Source organism: Citrobacter sp. wls613 (assembly GCF_005281195.1).
In the GTDB taxonomy this organism is placed as follows: domain Bacteria; phylum Pseudomonadota; class Gammaproteobacteria; order Enterobacterales; family Enterobacteriaceae; genus Citrobacter; species Citrobacter gillenii.
In genome coordinates this window covers 78,362-99,193 of record NZ_SZXN01000051.1, presented here as the reverse complement: position 1 = coordinate 99,193, position 20,832 = coordinate 78,362, and the positions used below count along the sequence as shown (strand labels likewise).

Genomic DNA, 20,832 nt, shown 5'->3' with positions numbered 1-20,832 from the left:
TGCCAGCATTAAATATAGGAATTTCAATTTTAGGAATAAAATTCCACATTCCACTTCCTGACGTAAAGAGGCTGGACAGCTCCGTACTGCTTGAGGAGAGACCACTGGTCAGGGTAATGGACGGGAAAAAAGCCGCTCGCGCTGCGCCAATATTGGCATCAGCCGCTTTCAGCTGATATTCCGCTTCCATAATATCCGGACGCTGCAGCAATATTTGTGACGACAGATTTGGTGGCAATTTTACTGGTGCGATCTCCCCACCTTTAATCCCTTTTTCTGACGGAACTGCGCGGTACGTTCCCAGCACCAGTTGCAGGGCATTGTTTGCCTGAGCCAGATCGCCTTCTCGTTTGGCTATTTCGGCGCGGGTACTTTCGATTTGCCCCCTGGCTTGTTCAAGCGCCAGAACGTTCGTACTCCCGGTCACCAGTTGTTGCTCAACGAATGCATAAGACTGTTGATAATTTTTCAGCGTTTCCCGCGCAATACGGAGTTGTTCGTACGCCAGTTGCTGGCTGAAATAGCTCTGTGAAACGTTGGAGACCAGCAGGATGTGTACGGCACGACGGGCTTCTTCGCTGGCAAAGTAGTTCTGGCGATCAGCCTCACTCATGTTCTTAAGTTTGCCAAAAAAATCGAGCTCATAGCTGAGCTCCAGACCCGCGTCGTACTCCTGTGTGGTCGGCTTGTCACCTTTCAGACCACCGTTGTATGTGATCCCGGATGAGGCATTCAGTTGGGGATAACGATCTGCATCCGTGACGTTGAACTGGGCCCGGGCCTCTTCAACCTTCAGGGCAGCCATTCTCAAATCACGGTTATTATTCAGGGCTTCACCGATCAGCCTGCTGACCTGGGGATCGACAAAAAAGTTTCGCCAGCCCGTATCCTGATAGCTGTTTACCGCAGGCGTCAGACTGTTTTTAGACAATGAAAACTGCTGGGGAACCGGAGCTGGCGGACGCTGATATTCAGGTGCCAGAGAAACACAACCAGCCAGGATGAATATGGTACTGATGCTGAGTAATTTTAATTTGAACATAACGCTTCTCGTACAGGCAGACCTGGTAAATGGTTCAAACGAAGTCCAGAGTATTGATAGGGATACTTTACCGAACGCTCTCTGTTTGCCGGGTGACAGGATAATGACAATGTTGTCATTTTTGCTGTAATCCGTTGATAACGATCGTGGGCGCAATAAAATGACATTAGCAGCCAGCCGGGGAGCATGATGAAAATATTAATCGTTGAAGACGAAATTAAAACAGGTGAATATCTCAGCAAGGGGCTGACAGAGGCGGGGTTCGTCGTGGATCACGCTGATAATGGTCTGACCGGATATCATCTTGCCATGACAGCCGAGTATGATTTAGCCATCCTGGATATCATGCTGCCTGATGTAAACGGCTGGGATATCATCCGTATGCTGCGCAGTGCCGGAAAGGGGATGCCGGTATTACTGCTGACGGCCCTTGGCACGATTGAACACAGGGTCAAAGGACTTGAGCTGGGTGCGGACGATTATCTGGTGAAGCCCTTTGCGTTTGCTGAACTGCTCGCCCGGGTAAGAACCCTCCTCAGGCGGGGAAACACGATGATCACGGAAAGCCAGCTTAAAGTGGCTGACCTCTCGGTTGATCTCGTATCCAGAAAAGTCAGCCGCGCCGGGAACCGCATTGTGCTCACCAGTAAAGAGTTCAGCCTGCTGGAATTCTTCATTCGCCATCAGGGAGAAGTTCTTCCCCGCTCCCTGATTGCCTCTCAGGTCTGGGACATGAATTTTGACAGCGACACTAACGCGATTGATGTCGCAGTAAAGCGACTCCGCGCTAAAATAGACAACGATTACGGGACAAAACTGATCCAGACAGTGCGGGGCGTGGGCTACATGCTGGAGATCCCGGATGCATAGCAAACCGTCCAGACGACCTTTCTCACTCGCTCTGCGGCTGACCTTTTTTATCAGCCTGTCCACAATACTGGCGTTTATCGCCTTCACCTGGTTTATGCTGCATTCTGTTGAAAAGCATTTTGCCGAGCAGGATGTCAGCGATCTGCAACAAATCAGCACCACACTGAGCCGTATACTCCAGTCCCCGGCAGATCCGGATGAAAAAAAAGTAAGCAAAATAAAGGAATCGATCGCCAGCTACCGCAACGTTGCCCTTTTGCTCCTCAATCCCCGGGGTGAGGTGCTGTACAGCTCTGCGCAGGGGGCAGCACTACGCCCGGCCGTGAATTCAGCCGATTTTAGCGAGCACAGCCGCGCACGGGATGTCTTTCTCTGGACGGTGGAGGATACTGCGAGAGCGATGGATACCGGGTCTGAAATGAAGATGGAAACGTACCGGATTATCGCCTCCTCTGGCCAGGCGACATTTCAGGGCAAACAGCAGAACTATGTCATGCTGACTGGCCTCTCCATTAATTTCCATCTCCATTACCTCGATGCGCTGAAAAAAAATCTGATTGCGATCGCCGTCGTGATAAGCCTGCTGATTGTTCTGATCATTCGCATTGCTGTCCGTCAGGGGCACCTGCCCCTTCGTAATGTCAGCAATGCCATTAAAAACATCACCTCCGAGAATCTTGATGCGCGGCTGGAACCGACACGCGTTCCCATTGAGCTGGAGCAGCTGGTTATCTCGTTCAATCATATGATTGGAAAGATTGAGGATGTTTTTACCCGCCAGGCCAATTTCTCTGCCGATATCGCGCACGAGATCAGAACACCCATCACCAATCTGGTGACGCAGACTGAAATCGCTCTGAGTCAGGATCGAACGCAGAAGGAACTTGAGGATGTCCTCTATTCCAGCCTTGAAGAGTATAACCGGATGACCAAAATGGTCAGCGACATGCTGTTCCTGGCACAGGCGGACAATAATCAGCTGATACCTGACAGGGTTCGGTTTGACCTCAGAGCAGAAGTCATGAAAGTCTTCGAGTTTTTCGAAGCCTGGGCCGAAGAACGCAATATTATGCTCAAATTTAACGGGATGCCCTGCCTGGTTGAGGGAGATCCACAAATGTTCAGAAGAGCGATCAATAATCTGTTATCCAACGCCCTGCGTTATACCCCGGAGGGACAGGCAATCACCGTCTCAATAAGAGAGCAGGAGAGCTTTTTTGACCTTGTGATTGAAAATCCGGGGAAACCAATCCCTGAAGAGCATTTATCAAGGTTGTTTGACCGTTTTTATCGGGTGGATCCGTCCAGACAACGAAAAGGAGAAGGCAGCGGCATCGGCCTTGCGATTGTGAAGTCAATCGTGGAAGCACATCACGGAAGAGTGCAGGTGGAATCGGACGTACACTCAACGCGTTTTATCTTATCCGTGCCCAGACTGGAGAAAATGATTCCGGACACCCAGTGCTGGGAATAAAGATTTAAATGACAAAGATGTCATTAGCCTGTCATGCAGCAAACAGAAGCCATTCGATATAATTAGTGCAACTTATCAGGAAGGCTGGATTGCTTTATCAATATCCGGCGTCAGTGGACGCCAGGAAATGAATATCCAGTCCCCTCCCGGAGAAATAAACACTTCCGAACCTGTTTCAGTTATGGAACTGAAAACACCGGTTGTACTTCCCCGGACATCACTAATTCAGAAATGGAGAGTTATCATGAAAAATATCGTATTAGCATCTTTGCTGGGCTTTGGTTTAATTTCATCGGCCTGGGCCACTGAAACCGTGAATATCCATGATCGCGTCAACAATGCACAGGCTCCTGCTCACCAGATGCAGTCTGCTGCGGCTCCTGTCGGGATCCAGGGGACTGCACCTCGTATGGCCGGTATGGACCAGCATGAACAGGCCATTATTGCTCATGAAACCATGACGAACGGGTCGGCGGATGCGCACCAGAAAATGGTGGAAAGTCATCAGAGGATGATGGGAAGTCAGACCGTTTCCCCTACCGGGCCGTCGAAGTCATTAGCGGCAATGAATGAGCATGAAAGAGCTGCAGTTGCCCATGAATTTATGAATAACGGTCAGTCTGGCCCACATCAGGCCATGGCCGAAGCGCATCGTCGCATGCTCAGTGCAGGCTGACGGCGAGGGAAGTATCTGTGCTGTCCTTATTTCCTTGATAGATTTTTCCGTAACCGGATATATGGCAACATCTTTGCCCCCTACAGGGGGCATTTTTATCAGATTCTGCTACAGTTAACGGGCATCAACGCTAAAAGGATATTTTTTATGAAAGCCAGAAACACTTTATTTGCAGTATTAATGTTATCCCTGCCAGCGATTTCAGCAGAACATTCAGAAATGAAAATGACTGATATGTCTACCTCGGCTTCGTCACAGGAATATATGGCTGGCATGAAAGACATGCATGACAAAATGATGGCTGCCGTAAATGAGTCCGATCCCGACAAGGCTTTTGCGAAAGGCATGGTAGCGCACCATGAAGGGGCAATAGCAATGGCTGAGACCGAGCTCAAATACGGAAAAGATCCGAAAATGAGAAAGCTCGCGCAGGACATCATTAAAGCTCAAAAAGGTGAAATTGAGCAGATGAATAAATGGCTTGATAGTCAAAAGTAAACATTGTAGAAATGTCACGACAAGCGTGATTTTACATCGTTCCTGGGCGCGGGAGTCGGTTAATCTTTATATAATTCAAACCCGATTAATTTCGGGTTTTTACTACTCTGTACTCCGGTCCTTTGTTGAGGACCGGAATATATGCACCTGAGATGCTTATTTAATACATTATCTCGTCATGGATACAATGTCGCTCAGGATCTCAACCAGCTCGCTTCTCTCCTGCGTTCCGTCATGATAGGTTGATCTTGAGATGATTCTTTCTGATGTCATCTGAGGCCAGAATTTATCTAGTACATTATCGGGTTTCATTCCCACAGCCCGGCCGATTATTTTTTTAGCGTCACAGGTGTCCGTAAACGTGACGGCTACACCAGTAATTTCCTCGATAAGATCCGGGCACAGATAGTTTTCTATCTCACGTTTGCGCGTAGCGAAAAATACCTTACCGGCCTCCTCTACTTCTTTTTTACGCTTCTGGATGGACAGAACCTGTGCAGGGTCTCCCCCAATATCGGAGTCCAGAAATACGCACCAGGGAAGCCCCAGATCTTTGGCCAGATTCAATGTAACCCAGTGTTTGACGCTACCACACCCTCCTATGAGGACTGGCACTATTTTCACGTCCTCCAGAGAGGCTGGCAGCGCACCTGACTGTTTTAATGAACTGGCCGCATGCCTCAGGAAAGTAACATCCGACTTTCCCTCTACCAGAACAATCCCCTGCGCCCTTTCCATACCGGTCTCTGGCAGCACCCCCAGGCTTTCAGTGGCTTCCTTCAGCACTGCGTCATCCGGCATTTTTACTACGGGTTCACCCGCCTCATTTCGGGTAACATAACGTACGCCTTCGACAGGGATTAATCCGGCCAGCGCCGGGACATGGGTGGTGACGATAATCTGACGGTGCGGCTGGCCTGCCAGTGTCAGTAACGCTTTCATCAGCATCATCTGATAGTTCGGATGCTGTGACGTTTCAGGCTCCTCTATGGCATAAATCACATTTCTGGGCGTCCCCGCGACATTCTTTTCAGCCTCAGCCCGAAAAAAATTCAACAGGATAAGCCTCCTTATCCCGCTGCCGCGCTTATTGATGGGGATGCCATTTTCCCCGTCCAGGGTGAAATTGAAGGTCCACTTGGGTTTCTCCTTAAATCGTGGAGTCAGTTCACTGGCGAGTTCGGGGGCCATTTCACGTAATTTATCCAGCGTTCTCTGTGCGACATCCAGGACGCTGTCCTGAATCTCATTTTCCAGCGCTGTAATTTTGTCCTGCAGCGCAGCCTGAGCGTCTTTTACGGCCTGCTGTAAGGGGTTTTTAGCTTCGGAATCCCCGTCGCTGCTTTCCCTGTCGGCTTTGAAAATCGCATACGTGGGCAGCAAATCGAGGATCTTACCCCATAATGATTTTGTGTCGGTTCCGAACTCTTTATCGACATCCAGCATAATTTCCGAACAGGTATAGGGGGCTGCGGCTTCCCTGATGGCCTGACGCCATAACGATGCAGTGCGTTTATCCGCCACATTTTTTTCAACTTCTTTTCCCACCGCCTTGAGCTCAGAAATTTTCATGCCCAGTAAATTTCTCAGGGGCTCCTCATCCGGGTGGATGCAGCGGATGCAGGTCTGCTCCGGTTTTCCTGAGGTCGTTGCTTTAAACGTTTTGACGATTTCAAAATTGCCGTCCTCATTCAGCAGATGTTCTGAGGCGAGCGTGGTCTGCACCCTGTCGTCGATCATGATAAAATCGGGCAGGTCATCAAATTCACAGGCTATTTCAAAACGGCCGTCCCCTTCTCTTAGGCTGAAACAGTTCATGTCATTCTTGTCAGCCTTCATTCCTTCTGTTTCAAAAAAAATAGCCAGCGCTTCCAGAAGCGTTGATTTCCCAAAGTCATTACGACCGACAATACCCGTCATGCTTTCATCAATAATGATTTCAGTAGAGTTTCTGTAGCCTCTGAAGTTTTTCAGTTTTAATTTTCTGAGCCGCATATGAAGTCCTGTGTGTAAGAAAGCGTTTTGCTGCAACCTGAATACAAAATATATTTTCAAATGCCTGCCAACAAGCAGGGATAACCGTTATTCAGAATATCTTAACGACATTTCGGGATTATGATCTGGTCGCGCTTTCAGAACTTTACTGCCCCTCAAAACACCGGAAACTAACTTGTGGTTGGTTACATGGCAAAGTTAAAACTCCAGAATCACGGGTAATGATTTCAATGCTTATTATATTTTTTGGAATTGACTCATGAGCTTTATAATTTAAATGATAATAATAACCATTCTTTTATGCGTAATATTTGCTACTGACACTGATGAATTTAAAAGAAGATAGATTTTCATTTACGGATTATTTCCTAAATTCATCGATAATGTGATCGACATAAAATTTTCACTGAAGAATGAAGAGATAATTTAAGGCCGAGCGAAATAGCTCAAAATGGTGTATTTAACATAACAGAAGAAATGAAAGGCTCTATCGCAACCTGATACTTCAGGCCGCTAAGGGGTTAATCTTGTTGAAGAAAAATTAGACCGGGAAGCGCCAGGCGTCACCATTTCTCCCGCCTGGCTGGAAGTGAAGAATAATTGTGCATAGCTCCGTATTCGGGCTTTGCATCTGACAATGGTTCCCTGGATGAAAGTACGATCTCCACTCCAAGGACGCTGAACACCCTAAACAAACGCTCAAAACCCGCACTTGCAGGGTTGGCCTCTAGTCGGGCATAAGTTTGCTGTGTTATACCCAAACGTTCAGAAACATCTTTTTGCGTCAGTCCATTGGCTTTGCGAAAGCCGATTAAAACAGGACGTAACTGATTCAAAGTCTTCAAAGCGTATTGAGTGTTCATAAGTGACCTTCCGTATCGACGGGTTAACAAGCATAACGCAGGGATTTACAGCATATAGGCTGTAATGCTCATTAACAGACTATAGGCTGTAATACGAATCCTGCCAAGATGCGGCATCTTTCAAATACAAGGCCGTATTGGGTAAGCAGTACACCGTTATATAGCACCCCTTGCCCCTTTGCTGGAGAGGGACCCACGTGATCGCAGGTCTTTTAGACGTTGTTGCTAACCGGCATCATACACAGGTGGTAACCCCCAGGGAAACTCTATGAGTGATAATTTATTCCTGCCCCAGTCAAAATATAAAACCTTATCTAACTAGCTTTCTTAGTATTTTATAAATGAAGTGAAATTAGCGAAGAAGTTTTACATTGTAAAGTGAGCAAAAATATTTACCATTCAACTGGCAAAATTTACAATCTGCAGCCCTTAGCCTGAGAAAATGCACATTAACAGAATAATCATCAAGTCCGATAGAGGCATAACTTACGTCCTCAAAAATATCAGAAATAAATGAGTTGAAATTACAAAAATTAACTTCACTTAACATCTTGAACACCGCAGAAATATATCTATCATGCATTATCTTGACTTCGATAACCTTAGATAAACTTGAATGCGACTTACATTTGAAGAGATCAAAGAGAAAGTAAATCAGCATATTTTTATTGTCCGAAATCCATTTTAAAATTTTATTACGTGCACATGGTAATATATACACTGGATTTTTGAAAGGGTTTGAAACGTCAACCACAAGGGAACAATAACCATGAGGATTTATTCCACTTATAATTAAGTCACTAAGTCCTTTCACTGCATTCAAATAGTTATCAAAACAAACCTCATATAAACTGGTACTATGAACTGCACATTTAGATTCAAACAACCATCTATGACGCAGATAACCAATGCCTTTAGAGTGTATATCTTCAACAATACATTTGTGACAGTAACGAATGTTTGAGATGTTTACCAATGGATATGAATTAGTTATGTGAAAATTTTTCCGACAGGCATCTTCAACAGCGTTAAAATACCCGTAAACACCAGAAGATAACGACACTATATTGGAAGTTAGTATATAACCATTTCTAGTGGCAAGAATGTCATATATATCCTGCAAGCTATGCAATTTGTACATATCAATCAGTTCGAAACGAGGAAAGGCATCGTACCTTAGTGCGCCATGCTTTGATATTATGTTCCTGCAATTGGATAAGTTATACATTATCTGTGAACGCAGAAGAAAACTGTGCCACAATTCATTTTCGTAAACCATATAACTCCCTCTTATTTAATTAGTTCCATTTTTCTGAGAAGTATCATTGTCATTGGTAGTTTATCTCTGTATTTCAAAAGCCAGCCATGCCCTCCCAGTAAAGCATCTAGACTTGTAAGTGACATCGAGTACTGCCCCTGAGATAAAACATCATTTATTAATGATGATGAGATAATATCTCTCTCGCTCCAGTCTACTCTTTTATTTTTATAGCATCGTATTGTTTTAGGAAGACAGGAATTAAGCCAGTCACATTCATGTTTATTTAGCCAATAGAAACTTGCATAACAACTTTCTTTGACTAACTTTCGTGTTATAGAAACGGATTGATTATGTATAAATCTTAATATTTTCTGCTTATGACGCCGTCTTAAAGAATCTTTTTTACATTTTTTACGCCATGAGCATAAACCGTAACAAGATGAAATTACAGAGGATACAGCTCCTTCCGATAATGAGTTTTTCTCAGCTATGGATGCCAGACTAAACCCCCTTACAGCCATAGACTTGATAAGCAATTCAGTGAATATATTAATTTTTGTGTTTCGCTTAAACGCCCTCAGGTATTTTTTATAAATAAGTGTTTTAATGTAACATCTGCTGCGACTAAATTCCTTCCCAAGGTTGCTAACACTAGTATTATTTTCAACTATATGAAAACTGTATTTCTTATGACTTTTAAAGATTTCTTTCTTTTTATTAGTACGACTTCCTGCATACGTTGGCCAGCAAGTATTTAACAAACAATAACAAAGCAAAAGATGCTTTGTGGGATGCTGACAACATTTGTCTTTGAGTATAGGCTCCCAGTAATGATAATCAGTTAGGGATGTTGGTATAAGTCCCGATGAACCCTCCCCAAATAACTGGCACTTAGCATAAACATGTGCGTAGAATACATTTTTCTTTAAATTTCCATCCAATGATAATAAATTCAACTTTTTAAGTACATCCATGTAATTGGGGTGTGTAATATCTTTTCTTCTGATTATATTTAGGGACTCATAACAAAACTTAGCAAAATCGAAGTCTATCTCATTGCTAAGTTGTTCTGTATACGAAACAGGAGGCATCAGTCCAATACGTATGTGCGGTGAAGAAGGGACATGGATGCTTTCAAGCGCTACCGGATGCCGATGGCAGGTTGTAACCCCATGAAGCTGATGCGCCAGATGCCAATAAGTAACACCATAATGAAAAGTATCTTCACGAGCGCAAACCGGGCAAAACTTCAATAGTGTGCGCTGCCCTAGTGAAAAATTACTAAGGCGGCACAATCGATTAAGCCTGGCAGGGGTCGTGTTGAAATCCATAATTTCATTACGACTGATTGGTAGTGCCCAGGCAAAAAGAGGGAGTAAAGTCTGTTCATGCCAGAGCTGATCTGCACTTTCGGATGTATGAAGAGAAATAGCCTTTAATCCTGAATTGAGAATTGGATGGACGTTCATATCAGGTTTGTTGAAAATGATCGTTAACAGAGAAGATGGGGACATACCATACACGGTAGTTGTCCGACAAAACCGGCTGAACAAGGATTCATCAGGCAAAACAGGCAACATTCTCATTTCCCACACCTCTCTTTGACCGTTACGAACTGTTACCTCATTACAATTTATTAAGTGGATCTATATTTATAAGCCCGCAACGCTGAAGAGCATCGTAGGTATTTTTCTTTTCAGCTGTTCTGTTGATAACAAGATCGTGGTCAAGAGACAGTATTTTCTCGTCGAAATTGCGCAAAACCTCGTCTATTTTTCCTACGAATTCCTTGTGCTGTGGCCTGTCTATATCCCCAGGGATCAAAGACTTTAGGGACTTCTCTGCCATGATTTTAGCCGAAGCATCACCCTCATTAGATGCAGAGAGCCATTTAGCTTCCTCATCTTCAGTCGCGGCCCCCGGGAGTGGAGTATCCTTATATTCCTCCGTATGACTCACGAGTACCGGTACAGAGGCCGACAAGACTGCGCCAGTGATGATTTCATTGCCGCTACCGATAACCTTTAATTGTGCCCCCCGATAAATCATCTGAGCCAATCCAATATTGCCTTTAGATAAAATGAATAATTTTTCGTTTAACTCATCATTTAATGGAGTTTCAACATTTGTCCATTGTAATGGCCATAAATAATGAATAAACGATTGCCAGTCTTGTGAATCGTATCTAACATTCTTAATTTTCATGTAACCACCAGACTCTGCCCGCCTGGCAATTCTCATTTTCTTTGTCAGCGTCTCGTCAAAAGGATGATTTCCACAAAAAACCATAGATACCCCCATGGAATCTACAATTTCATGTAAAAAATCAATCAACTTACTCTCACCCCCGGTTCTTGAAAATTTAAGCCTCTGCATTTCATCAATAACAAGGATACCCAAAAATGATGATTTAATTCTTTGTGCAATCTGGCGAGCCAGAGCACCATTTCTAATCTCAGGTGTAGTTCGTTCAATACCAATTGCATCATCTAATTTTTGTAAAATCTCTTCACAAAGGTCTCTCACACTTGAATTGTATGGACAATTAATCTTTACCCATACAATTTGCTTACTGAAGCCGGGAAAAACTCCTTTATAGCTGCTGTGTTCTATAATCTGAGGGAAATGATCCATGACTTGCTCAATCATGGTAGTTTTTCCAGAACCACTCATTCCAACTATCGTAATAGTTTCAGCCTGGGATTTAAAATATCCACTTTCTGGCTCAATATCAGGACGCTCATTTCCATAGTAATGAAGATATTGAATTGTTCCGCTTTTTAAAGGATTACGAGCTGCATAGCTTTCCCTAAGTGCCCGTAAGATCATCTTATAAGCCTGGATAAGATTGGTTTGAGGGCAACGGAATTTCTTTATACGTTCGACATACTGCTCTCTAACATTCGCCGGGGCAGTCCAGCGGATTTTTTCGTCAATTTCGGGGAAATAACTCATTTCCAGAAGTACTTCATCTTCCGTAAGCGCTTCAGGAAGTGCTTCAATTAAGGGATTGCCACGATACTCAGGTAACTCCTGTTCTTTATATATCGCTGAAACGCGCCGTATAAGGTTCATTATTCTGCGTCCTCAGTCTTCTTCTTACCTTTTAACCATCTTTGTTTCTCCTCCCGGCCAGGCAAAAGCAGAACATTACTGGATGAAGGAAGTAGGGGTTCAGATCTTCCATTAGCAACATGAGTTCGCCCTAATGAATCAAGTTCATTTTTCCTGTTCTTTTTAATATCTTTACCATGTACCCGGCGAGATTCGTATATTTCATTTAATCTTTCGTTACCTTTCCTGTTAAATTCATCTTTATTATTGATATTGCTGAGCGAATCCAGAGTAAATAAATTAATTTCTTTTTGAGTATCTACCCAATCAGCCATTACATCTGTATCAAGATGAGCTTTCCCTTTAAATACATCTCTTTTCTTAAGTAGGTAATGTTTTTTGAAAATGCTATTTTTGTCAAATCTTACATATATATAATCTACGCAATTGTCATCTATTCTTGCTTCACAAGTGGTTCTTCCAAATACTCTGACACCTGATGCAATTTCAGGATCACATTCATAAAAAAGATTATTGTACTGAATCCCACCGGCGGTAATGTTAGCGTTCACAGGGATTAACAATCGTGCGATCACTTCGTCGGCCCCAACGGCTCTTGCGCTGAATCTCCCGTGCTTTAAGCTTATCATCCAACTATTTTTTGGTGATATTACGAGATCATTTTCAATCAGTAAGGGATTGATATAAGCCAGTTCCTCATACGTTCTCTGATTATGTGCAAGTATCTCCCGAATCAGTAAAGACGTGACCTCCTGAATCGTTAAACAAGCCCTGGATTGCGGTGTTGGCTCTCCTTTAACAATCTTTCCCCTTCGTGTTGTTCCAATAAGCCTATGAATAACCTCATCATTCAGAATGCCGAAACAGCGTTCAACAATGCTTTTTCTGTCGCCTCTACCGACTGGCGCAAACTCAAGTTTTGTCAGGGGGGTCATCTCTTCCTGAGGTTTAAGACCAATCATCTCCCCGTTGTCACACATCAATGTTAATGGAATATGAGAACAAGGCCAATCATCATCAGTAATAGAGATTCCAAATAATCTACAATATTCTTTTTTTGGCATAAAGCAATTTGCTAACGCTTGTCGGGCGGCTCGCCATGAAGCATGGTATAAAGAAACATGAAGGCCAACAATCATTCTTGTTGCACGATCCACCACTGTATAAATAGTAGGACGCCCAATGACTTTTCGTCTGTTTAAACTCGAAATAAGATGTACATCAGCGACAGTTGAGTCTATTTCGAAAACATCACCCGGCAAAACAGTTGTATTAGCCACACTACCTAAAAGCGCCCGCATTTTGAGGTCTATTTCTTTTTTCGTGTTCTTCTTATTTATCGAGAAATCTTTAGTGAAGAGTTTTTTATTCCAGTATGAAAATTGTTTTAAAGAAGGAACATATGGAGCTCTATTTTCTAGGTTTGCTGTTTTAATTTCATCCCTAAAATACAAATCAATATGTCTCTCTAATGTTTTCTTTATCGTATCTCCGTTAACTTTATAATGATACGTAATGAGAGATTTTCTAATATTATTTATATCTCTTTCATTAAGAATGAAAACACGTGATCGTTCATTAGGTAATGCTCTGTTTTTTTTGGAATTCCCAAGTTTAATTTCATGTTTGATTCTACTTTTCCCAGCGGCGCCACAGTTCGAGAATGCGGGTAGCAATGCATAAATATCCTGCCCATGTCGCCAATACAACGCCAGAAGCGTTCTGATAGTATATTGTGATATTTTTTTATTTCTGGAGTAATCCATTAAAAGGTGCGACTTTTTATGTAATGCATAGTCGAACAGAAACATTCTGTCATCTACAAGATCTTTAATGATATTGTAATTTTCATCTCGCCTTCCTCTGTCTTTATCTGTTATTTCTTTCTCATCTACTAACATATATGAAGGATATATATAATCTTTACAAGTTATGCTATTTGATTCAATATAATATTTAAACATTGAAAATGAGAAAGGGATTGGCTTACCCGTTCTTTCTGATTTTATTTTAAACAAAATTAACAAATCGACCTTTCTGTCAAAATCCAAAACACGGTAAAGTCCCTCTGCAAGCAAATCAGTGCCTTGAGAGAGCCAGACTGAATTCCTAATAATATCCATTTGCGTTCAGTCCTATATAGTGGTCATTGGAAATTATCTTTATCAGACCGGTTTCGAGTATTGGATATGATAAATCAACATTTATCATTTTTAATCCAATCATTGCCTGCAATAACATCATCGCTTCTTGTGCATCTACCCCAAAGATTGATGAAATCATTGCACGTAGTCCTACTATGGGATAAACATCTGGTTTAAGCTTCCATAGGATTTTATCAAGAGGATATTTATCATAAAATTCAGAACCATCTCTTAATACAGAAGTAGCCCAGCAAATGTTTTTACCGACGACGTTATTGAGTTCCGAGCCAACATAAATTTGAAACTCAACATCAATCAACTGCCAAAACATCCTCTCTATTTCAAGTTTTTGGGCTTCGCGTTCAGGTATGCTCTCGTTATGTTTTACTGCTATAGCTTTGTATCGAAGTCCGCCTTCAGGAGTTCTCAAGGTCAGTAAAAAATCGGTTGTCATAACATTCAGAACTTCGACAGGTACTCCTCTTACTCCCCTCACCATAGGATGTTGAAAATGTAGATGATTTGCTATTTGTTGGGTAAGCCGGAGAGGAAAGAGTGGGAATTGTTCCCGGATATCAATCACCGAGTCATTAAACTCAGCCAGATAGAAAAAGTTACTTTCGACAGAAGAAAGGAGATGATGGTTTCGAAACGTCTTAAGGCCAAAGACTATCGAACGGTTTCCACGGGATTTAACGTCCTGAGCTCTAAGCCAGGGCTGATAACTTTGGCCATAGCCCACTCCTATGCCGTCACCTAGCGCATTTTCATAATCCAAATAGGATTTGAGACGCCTACCCCTAGCCATGATCGTACCCTAAAAACGACATTGATACGTACCTATATGTGCATTTTATAGTCTCCAACCCTATAACCACACATTCAGTAAGTATACAACATTAGCGTCGTTTTTTGAGAATGGTTACAACTTTAGTGCTTTGTGTACAACTTTATTGTCCTCGGACAACTAAATCCTGCGCACACGCCCAGGCGCTCGACCATGCCCACTGGAAGTTATAACCACCCAGCCAGCCGGTGACGTCAATCACTTCGCCAATGAAATAAAGGCCCGGTACTTTGCGGGCTTCCATGGTCCGTGAAGACAATTCGTTGGTGTCTACTCCGCCCAGCGTCACCTCTGCCGTGCGATACCCTTCCGTGCCGTTTGGCTGCACGCGCCATTCGGTCAGCGTTTCCACCAGCGCTTGCTGATCGCGTAGGTTAAGTTGCTTCAACGTCACGTCCGGGATTTGCCCCAACTGCTGCAAACACTCCACCAGTCGCTTCGGTAATTGCATCGCCAGCGTGTTCTTCAGACTCTGATTGGGATGCGCGCTGCGCTGTTCATCAAGGAAGCTTTCGAGGTCAACATCTGGCAACAAATTAATGCTGACAAATTCACCCGGCTGCCAAAAACTGGAAATTTGTAAAACGGCCGGGCCTGACAGCCCACGGTGCGTAAAGAGCAGGTTTTCACGAAATACGGTGCCGTCCTCGGCGGTAATGACAGAGGGAACAGACACGCCGGAGAGCACCTGAAGCTGGTCAAGCAGCGGCTTATGCAGCGTAAAAGGCACCAGACCCGCACGCGTTGGCAGCACATTCAGGCCAAACTGTTCGGCAATTTTATAACCAAATGGCGTCGCACCCAGACCCGGCATAGAAAGCCCACCGCTGGCAATCACCAGTTTCGTCGCACCAACGGTTGCGCCGTTGAGCTCCAGCGTAAAGCCCTCATCATCCCGTGCAACGCTCAGAACTTCGCTACGTAAGCGCATCGTAACGTTACCTTTTTCGCATTCCGCTACCAGCATATCGACTATTTGCTGCGCGGAGTCGTCACAAAAAAGCTGGCCGAGCGTTTTTTCATGCCAGGCAATGCCGTGTTTACCCACCAGATCGATAAAATCCCACTGGGTATAGCGCGCCAACGCTGACTTACAGAAATGAGGGTTTTGACTCAAATAAGCCGCAGGCTCAACATAAAGATTGGTAAAGTTACAGCGCCCCCCGCCAGACATGAGGATCTTGCGACCGGGCTTTTTACCATTATCAATAAGCAGTACTCGACTTCCTGCTTGTCCTGCCTGCGCGGCACAGAACATACCCGCTGCGCCAGCGCCTATAATAACGGTATCAAACCTTTCCACGTTGCGATCCTCTCTAAAAAGCGGGCGTGAATTGTAAAGATTCCTCAGTGGCCGCACCAGCACCAAACCATCAAAAATAGGTATTTATCTGAATTCTATAAGATAATTCTTTAGTGGTGTCATACAAAGCAGGAGACAAATCAAAAAAACTCTATATTTCACTTTGCCCGCGCCGCCAAAGTCACTGATAATGCGCCGCGTTCATGTCCTCAAAATGGCGTAACGTCCTATGCTACATTTGTTTGCTGGCCTGGATTTACATACCGGGCTTTTACTCTTGCTTGCTTTGGCTTTTGTTCTGTTCTACGAAGCAATTAACGGCTTCCATGATACAGCCAATGCCGTCGCTACTGTGATCTACACCCGTGCCATGCGTTCGCAATTGGCGGTGATCATGGCTGCGGTGTTTAACTTCTTTGGTGTTTTGCTGGGCGGTCTCAGCGTAGCGTATGCCATCGTGCATATGTTGCCAACGGATCTGCTGCTCAACATGGGTTCATCACATGGCCTCGCCATGGTGTTCTCTATGCTGTTGGCGGCAATTATCTGGAACCTGGGTACCTGGTACTTTGGTTTGCCTGCATCCAGCTCCCACACGCTGATTGGCGCGATTATCGGTATTGGTTTAACCAATGCATTGATGAACGGCACATCGGTCGTGGATGCACTTAACATCCCGAAAGTGATAGGTATTTTTGCCTCTCTTATCATCTCGCCGATTGTCGGCCTGGTGGTTGCAGGCGGCCTGATCTTTTTGCTGCGTCGCTACTGGAGCGGTACTAAAAAACGTGCCCGTATTCACCTGACGCCAGCAGAGCGTGAAAAGAAAGACGGCAAGAAAAAGCCGCCATTCTGGACACGTATCGCACTGATCCTCTCAGCAATCGGCGTGGCGTTCTCTCATGGCGCAAACGACGGGCAGAAAGGCATTGGTCTGGTCATGCTGGTACTGATTGGCGTAGCACCTGCCGGTTTCGTGGTGAATATGAACGCTTCCGGTTACGAAATTACCCGTACACGCGATGCTATCAATAACGTCGAAACCTTCTTCCAGCAACGTCCTGACCTGCTCAAGCAGGCGACCGGCGTAGACCAGTTGATTCCGTCACCGACGGAAACAGGTACAGCGACGACGACAGAGTTCCATTGCCACCCGGCTAATACCATTAACGCGCTGGAACGTGCGAAAGGTATGCTGGCGAATCTGGAAACCTACGACAAGTTAAGCGTTGAGCAGCGCGGACAACTGCGCCGTATTATGCTGTGCATTTCCGATACCACCGATAAGGTCGTGAAACTGCCTGGTGTAAGCAACGACGATCAGCGTCTGTTGAAGAAACTGAAAACCGACATGCTGAGCACCATTGAGTACGCTCCGGTGTGGATCATCATGGCCGTTGCGCTGGCTCTGGGCTGCGGTACGATGATTGGCTGGCGTCGCGTGGCAACCACTATCGGTGAGAAAATCGGTAAGAAAGGCATGACCTATGCTCAGGGGATGTCGGCGCAGATGACGGCCGCCGTCTCTATCGGTCTCGCCAGTTATACCGGTATGCCAGTTTCCACCACCCACGTACTCTCCTCTTCCGTTGCGGGTACGATGGTCGTTGACGGTGGCGGCTTACAGCGTAAAACAGTGACCAGCATTCTGATGGCCTGGGTCTTCACCCTGCCTGCGGCGATTATTCTTTCCGGGGGGCTGTACTGGCTCTCCCTGAAGCTTATCTAAGCGAATGCGCAATAAAAAAGCGGGCCTGCAAACAGGTCCGCTTTTTTTTACGCTGTCATCAGCTTCAGTGCCAGATAATCAGCGCAACCATACTGATTAATACCAGCCCACATAACGAACTGGTGAGAATGAACTGACCGCGCACGCGCTCACAGCGGCGAATAAACTCATCATCATGATGATCGCGATAGCGCTGAGCGTAGATATACCACACCAGACGCATCTGCTTGTTGGGTTGCCCATGCGAGGTAAAAAAGCCTCCGCCATCAACATACTGGTAAAGCAATGGATCGCAACCACGAAGTACCACTAACAGTGCGCGCAACGACGAGAAATAGCGCGCCATATTAACAATGCAAACGACACACAAAGCCCAGAATAACGCAATGGTGCTTATCATACCCCCTCCCCGGCGACCCGCCCACGGAGTTCCTCTCCGGGACTACCGCTCCCCGATACCCTACCAAACTATGCAGTGAAGAGTGCTACCGAAACCGCTCGTGTTAGTGTCACGCATCCGAGCGCCTCTCTAGATAGTGTAGGAGATTAGTTAATTTTTTTGCCAGAAGGTTAATCACTATCAATACAATTAACTGAAAAATTTGTTTAACTACTTGGCAATCAAGGTGGATTGACGGATTATTCTGGTCGCTATAATGTAAGGATAGTCCCTATAGGGTACGTCTTTACGACTGGGCTAGCCCCGCGCGTAAGGTCCGCAGGATGCGGATGACGCGGCGGCAAACGATCGCCAGAAGGCTAGTCATCGACAACTTATGGAAGGAGTAACACTATGGCTTATAAACACATTCTCATCGCGGTTGATCTTTCTCCGGAAAGCAAAGTTCTGGTTGAAAAAGCGGTCTCTATGGCGCGGCCTTACAATGCAAAAGTTTCCCTTATCCACGTTGACGTAAACTATTCCGACCTGTACACCGGGCTAATCGACGTAAATCTGGGCGACATGCAGAAACGCATTTCTGAAGAAACTCATCACGCGTTAACCGAACTGTCCACCAACGCAGGCTACCCTATCACCGAAACCCTGAGCGGTAGCGGCGATCTGGGTCAGGTTCTGGTTGATGCCATCAAAAAATACGATATGGATCTTGTCGTGTGCGGCCATCACCAGGATTTCTGGAGCAAGCTGATGTCCTCTGCGCGCCAGCTGATCAACACCGTTCACGTCGACATGTTGATTGTCCCGCTGCGAGATGACGAAGAAGCATAAAATGCTAGCTGTCGGGGGGTAACCCGCCCCGCTGTAAACATTTAAGCCTGTAAGCGCCCGCCTGTGCGGGCGTTTTTGTTTTTGTACCTTGCGTGAAAACCATTGCCCATCAGTACATCAATCCAACAAATAAATCATAATTAGTGTGATCAACTAATTGGATCGAAAACTATCTCTATAATACTCTACCCGCGCGGCCTATCACCGCAGTCTATAACAAAATAAGACTTTTTCGGCGCGTTTTAGAATACGCGTTCATACTTTTCGGGATGGCTTTGAAAGGCGAAGGAATATGAATACACGAGCACCTACGGGCTTGCTGCAGCAACCTCGTCCGTTCTTCATGATCTTTTTTGTAGAATTATGGGAACGATTTGGCTATTACGGCGTTCAGGGTATCCTGGCGGTATTTTTTGTTAAACAACTCGGCTTCTCTCAGGAACAGGCGTTTATCACCTTCGGTGCGTTTGCCGCGCTGGTGTACGGCCTGATATCCATTGGCGGCTACGTTGGCGACCACCTGTTGGGCACCAAGCGCACGCTGGTTCTCGGCGCTATAGTGTTAGCCATTGGCTATTTCATGACCGGAATGTCGCTGCTGAAACCCGACCTGATTTTTATTGCGTTGGGTACCATCGCCGTAGGTAACGGGCTGTTTAAAGCTAACCCGGCAAGCTTGCTGTCAAAATGCTATCCGCCAAAAGACGCCCGACTGGACGGCGCCTTCACCCTGTTTTATATGTCGATTAACATCGGCTCCCTGCTGTCGCTGTCGCTGGCGCCGGTCATTGCCGATAAGTTTGGCTATGCGGTGACTTACAACCTGTGTGGCGCGGGACTTATCGTTGCACTGCTGGTCTATTTTGCCTGCCGTGGCATGGTGAAGGATATCGGTTCTGAGCCGGACCATAAGCCGCTGGTATTCCGCAATCTGCTGTGTGTACTGGCCGGTACCGTGGTGATGATATTCGTGTGCGCCTGGTTGATGCACAACGTGAAAGTTGCCAACCTGGTGCTGATCGTCCTGTCGATTATCGTCACCATCATCTTCTTCCGTCAGGCATTCAAACTGGATAAAACCGGGCGCAATAAGATGTTCGTAGCCTTTATCCTGATGCTGGAAGCGGTGGTGTTCTACGTGCTGTACGCGCAGATGCCGACATCACTGAACTTCTTTGCCATCAATAACGTGCACCATGAAATTCTCGGTTTCGCCATCAACCCGGTGAGCTTCCAGGCATTGAACCCGTTCTGGGTGGTGCTTGCCAGCCCGGTACTGGCAGTGATTTATACCCGTCTGGGCAACAAGGGCAAAGACCTGACCATGCCGATGAAGTTCACGCTCGGTATGTTCCTGTGCTCACTGGGCTTCCTGACCGCTGCTGCCGCGGGTATGTGGTTTGCCGATGCGCAGGGGCTGACCTCGCCGTGGTTCATCGTGCTGGTGTATCTGTTCCAGAGTCTGGGTGAGTTGCTGATTAGCGCCCTGGGGCTGGCCATGGTCGCCGCGCTGGTGCCGCAGCATCTGATGGGCTTTATTCTGGGGATGTGGTTCCTGACCCAGGCTGCAGCGTTCCTGATGGGTGGCTACGTGGCAACGTTCACCGCGGTACCGGAAAACATCACTGACCCGCTACAGACGCTGCCTATCTATACCAACGTCTTTAGTAAAATCGGTCTGGTCACGCTGGCCGTCACGGTAGTGATGGCGATTATGGTGCCCTGGCTGAATCGGATGATTAATACGCCGAGTACTGAACAGTAATACGCCGTGCCGGATGGCGGCTATTGCCTTATCCGGCCTACATTCATTATGCCCGATAC

General features: G+C 45.6%; 17 protein-coding genes. 7 read left to right on the top strand and 10 right to left on the bottom strand.

The window, feature by feature from the left end; genetic code table 11:
* Positions 1 to 1,042: Cu(+)/Ag(+) efflux RND transporter outer membrane channel SilC (gene silC / locus FDX01_RS09010; RefSeq protein ID WP_137399654.1), on the bottom strand; the 1,042-nt coding region annotated here is incomplete at its 3' end.
* A 189-nt stretch (positions 1,043 to 1,231) separates the two neighbouring features.
* Between silC and silR the strand changes: the two genes are divergently transcribed.
* From silR to FDX01_RS08990, 4 genes are all read left to right on the top strand, one after another.
* Positions 1,232 to 1,912, top strand: a complete 681-nt coding sequence (gene silR, locus FDX01_RS09005) for a copper/silver response regulator transcription factor SilR (RefSeq protein WP_000697966.1) — start codon at positions 1,232 to 1,234, stop codon at positions 1,910 to 1,912.
* Positions 1,905 to 3,386, top strand: a complete 1,482-nt coding sequence (gene silS, locus FDX01_RS09000; protein WP_137399652.1) for a copper/silver sensor histidine kinase SilS — start codon at positions 1,905 to 1,907, stop codon at positions 3,384 to 3,386. Before silR ends, silS begins: the two co-directional genes overlap by 8 nt.
* 244 nt (positions 3,387 to 3,630) lie before the next feature.
* Complete coding sequence (gene silE, locus FDX01_RS08995) at positions 3,631 to 4,062, top strand: silver-binding protein SilE (RefSeq protein WP_137399651.1); 432 nt, start codon at positions 3,631 to 3,633, stop codon at positions 4,060 to 4,062.
* A 147-nt stretch (positions 4,063 to 4,209) separates the two neighbouring features.
* Positions 4,210 to 4,560, top strand: coding sequence for a DUF305 domain-containing protein (locus FDX01_RS08990; RefSeq protein WP_000647571.1), 351 nt, complete (start codon positions 4,210 to 4,212; stop codon positions 4,558 to 4,560).
* 168 nt (positions 4,561 to 4,728) lie between these two features.
* Here the strand turns inward: FDX01_RS08990 and FDX01_RS08985 are convergent, their stop codons facing one another.
* The 8 genes from FDX01_RS08985 to FDX01_RS08950 form a co-directional block, all read right to left on the bottom strand.
* Positions 4,729 to 6,555 (bottom strand): AAA family ATPase, encoded by a 1,827-nt coding sequence (locus tag FDX01_RS08985; protein ID WP_001239421.1) that lies wholly within the window; start codon positions 6,553 to 6,555, stop codon positions 4,729 to 4,731.
* A gap of 563 nt (positions 6,556 to 7,118) precedes the next feature.
* A complete protein-coding gene (locus FDX01_RS08980; RefSeq protein ID WP_001097216.1) occupies positions 7,119 to 7,418 on the bottom strand; it encodes a helix-turn-helix transcriptional regulator in 300 nt (99 codons plus the stop codon).
* 352 nt (positions 7,419 to 7,770) lie between these two features.
* Positions 7,771 to 8,697, bottom strand: coding sequence for a hypothetical protein (locus FDX01_RS08975; RefSeq protein WP_000262423.1), 927 nt, complete (start codon positions 8,695 to 8,697; stop codon positions 7,771 to 7,773).
* 11 nt (positions 8,698 to 8,708) lie between these two features.
* Positions 8,709 to 10,265, bottom strand: a complete 1,557-nt coding sequence (locus tag FDX01_RS08970; RefSeq protein ID WP_001324699.1) for a TnsD family Tn7-like transposition protein — start codon at positions 10,263 to 10,265, stop codon at positions 8,709 to 8,711.
* 40 nt (positions 10,266 to 10,305) lie between these two features.
* Complete coding sequence (locus FDX01_RS08965; protein WP_001049180.1) at positions 10,306 to 11,754, bottom strand: ATP-binding protein; 1,449 nt, start codon at positions 11,752 to 11,754, stop codon at positions 10,306 to 10,308.
* Positions 11,754 to 13,877 carry a transposase gene (locus tag FDX01_RS08960; RefSeq protein ID WP_000351433.1) on the bottom strand — a complete coding sequence of 708 codons (2,124 nt, stop codon included), beginning with the start codon at positions 13,875 to 13,877 and terminating at the stop codon, positions 11,754 to 11,756. Before FDX01_RS08960 ends, FDX01_RS08965 begins: the two co-directional genes overlap by 1 nt.
* A complete protein-coding gene (locus tag FDX01_RS08955) occupies positions 13,864 to 14,706 on the bottom strand; it encodes a TnsA endonuclease N-terminal domain-containing protein (protein WP_000090707.1) in 843 nt (280 codons plus the stop codon). Before FDX01_RS08955 ends, FDX01_RS08960 begins: the two co-directional genes overlap by 14 nt.
* A 142-nt stretch (positions 14,707 to 14,848) precedes the next feature.
* Positions 14,849 to 16,048, bottom strand: coding sequence for an NAD(P)/FAD-dependent oxidoreductase (locus FDX01_RS08950; protein WP_137399650.1), 1,200 nt, complete (start codon positions 16,046 to 16,048; stop codon positions 14,849 to 14,851).
* A gap of 229 nt (positions 16,049 to 16,277) precedes the next feature.
* Here FDX01_RS08950 and pitA point away from each other — a divergent pair, with 229 nt between their 5' ends.
* Positions 16,278 to 17,777, top strand: a complete 1,500-nt coding sequence (pitA, locus tag FDX01_RS08945; protein WP_115257235.1) for an inorganic phosphate transporter PitA — start codon at positions 16,278 to 16,280, stop codon at positions 17,775 to 17,777.
* A gap of 64 nt (positions 17,778 to 17,841) precedes the next feature.
* On the opposite strand, the gene uspB is transcribed toward pitA, so the two are convergent.
* Positions 17,842 to 18,177, bottom strand: a complete 336-nt coding sequence (uspB, locus tag FDX01_RS08940) for a universal stress protein UspB (RefSeq protein ID WP_096759190.1) — start codon at positions 18,175 to 18,177, stop codon at positions 17,842 to 17,844.
* Positions 18,178 to 18,570: 393 nt separating this feature from the next.
* On the opposite strand from uspB, the gene uspA reads away from it, so the two are divergent.
* Together uspA and dtpB are read left to right on the top strand one after the other, a co-directional pair.
* Positions 18,571 to 19,008 (top strand): universal stress protein UspA, encoded by a 438-nt coding sequence (gene uspA / locus FDX01_RS08935; RefSeq protein WP_003023368.1) that lies wholly within the window; start codon positions 18,571 to 18,573, stop codon positions 19,006 to 19,008.
* A gap of 292 nt (positions 19,009 to 19,300) precedes the next feature.
* Complete coding sequence (gene dtpB, locus FDX01_RS08930; RefSeq protein ID WP_115257234.1) at positions 19,301 to 20,773, top strand: dipeptide/tripeptide permease DtpB; 1,473 nt, start codon at positions 19,301 to 19,303, stop codon at positions 20,771 to 20,773.
* Positions 20,774 to 20,832 lie beyond the last annotated feature (59 nt).

What these genes read in the sequence shown, in the direction of transcription:
- silR (WP_000697966.1), top strand. Translation starts at nt 1,232, where the DNA reads ATGAAAATATTAATCGTTGAAGACGAAATTAAAACAGGTGAATATCTC.
- silS (WP_137399652.1), top strand. Translation starts at nt 1,905, where the DNA reads ATGCATAGCAAACCGTCCAGACGACCTTTCTCACTCGCTCTGCGGCTG.
- silE (WP_137399651.1), top strand. Translation starts at nt 3,631, where the DNA reads ATGAAAAATATCGTATTAGCATCTTTGCTGGGCTTTGGTTTAATTTCA.
- FDX01_RS08990 (WP_000647571.1), top strand. Translation starts at nt 4,210, where the DNA reads ATGAAAGCCAGAAACACTTTATTTGCAGTATTAATGTTATCCCTGCCA.
- FDX01_RS08985 (WP_001239421.1), bottom strand. Translation starts at nt 6,555, where the DNA reads ATGCGGCTCAGAAAATTAAAACTGAAAAACTTCAGAGGCTACAGAAAC.
- FDX01_RS08980 (WP_001097216.1), bottom strand. Translation starts at nt 7,418, where the DNA reads ATGAACACTCAATACGCTTTGAAGACTTTGAATCAGTTACGTCCTGTT.
- FDX01_RS08975 (WP_000262423.1), bottom strand. Translation starts at nt 8,697, where the DNA reads ATGGTTTACGAAAATGAATTGTGGCACAGTTTTCTTCTGCGTTCACAG.
- FDX01_RS08970 (WP_001324699.1), bottom strand. Translation starts at nt 10,265, where the DNA reads ATGAGAATGTTGCCTGTTTTGCCTGATGAATCCTTGTTCAGCCGGTTT.
- FDX01_RS08965 (WP_001049180.1), bottom strand. Translation starts at nt 11,754, where the DNA reads ATGAACCTTATACGGCGCGTTTCAGCGATATATAAAGAACAGGAGTTA.
- FDX01_RS08960 (WP_000351433.1), bottom strand. Translation starts at nt 13,877, where the DNA reads ATGGATATTATTAGGAATTCAGTCTGGCTCTCTCAAGGCACTGATTTG.
- FDX01_RS08955 (WP_000090707.1), bottom strand. Translation starts at nt 14,706, where the DNA reads ATGGCTAGGGGTAGGCGTCTCAAATCCTATTTGGATTATGAAAATGCG.
- pitA (WP_115257235.1), top strand. Translation starts at nt 16,278, where the DNA reads ATGCTACATTTGTTTGCTGGCCTGGATTTACATACCGGGCTTTTACTC.
- uspB (WP_096759190.1), bottom strand. Translation starts at nt 18,177, where the DNA reads ATGATAAGCACCATTGCGTTATTCTGGGCTTTGTGTGTCGTTTGCATT.
- uspA (WP_003023368.1), top strand. Translation starts at nt 18,571, where the DNA reads ATGGCTTATAAACACATTCTCATCGCGGTTGATCTTTCTCCGGAAAGC.
- dtpB (WP_115257234.1), top strand. Translation starts at nt 19,301, where the DNA reads ATGAATACACGAGCACCTACGGGCTTGCTGCAGCAACCTCGTCCGTTC.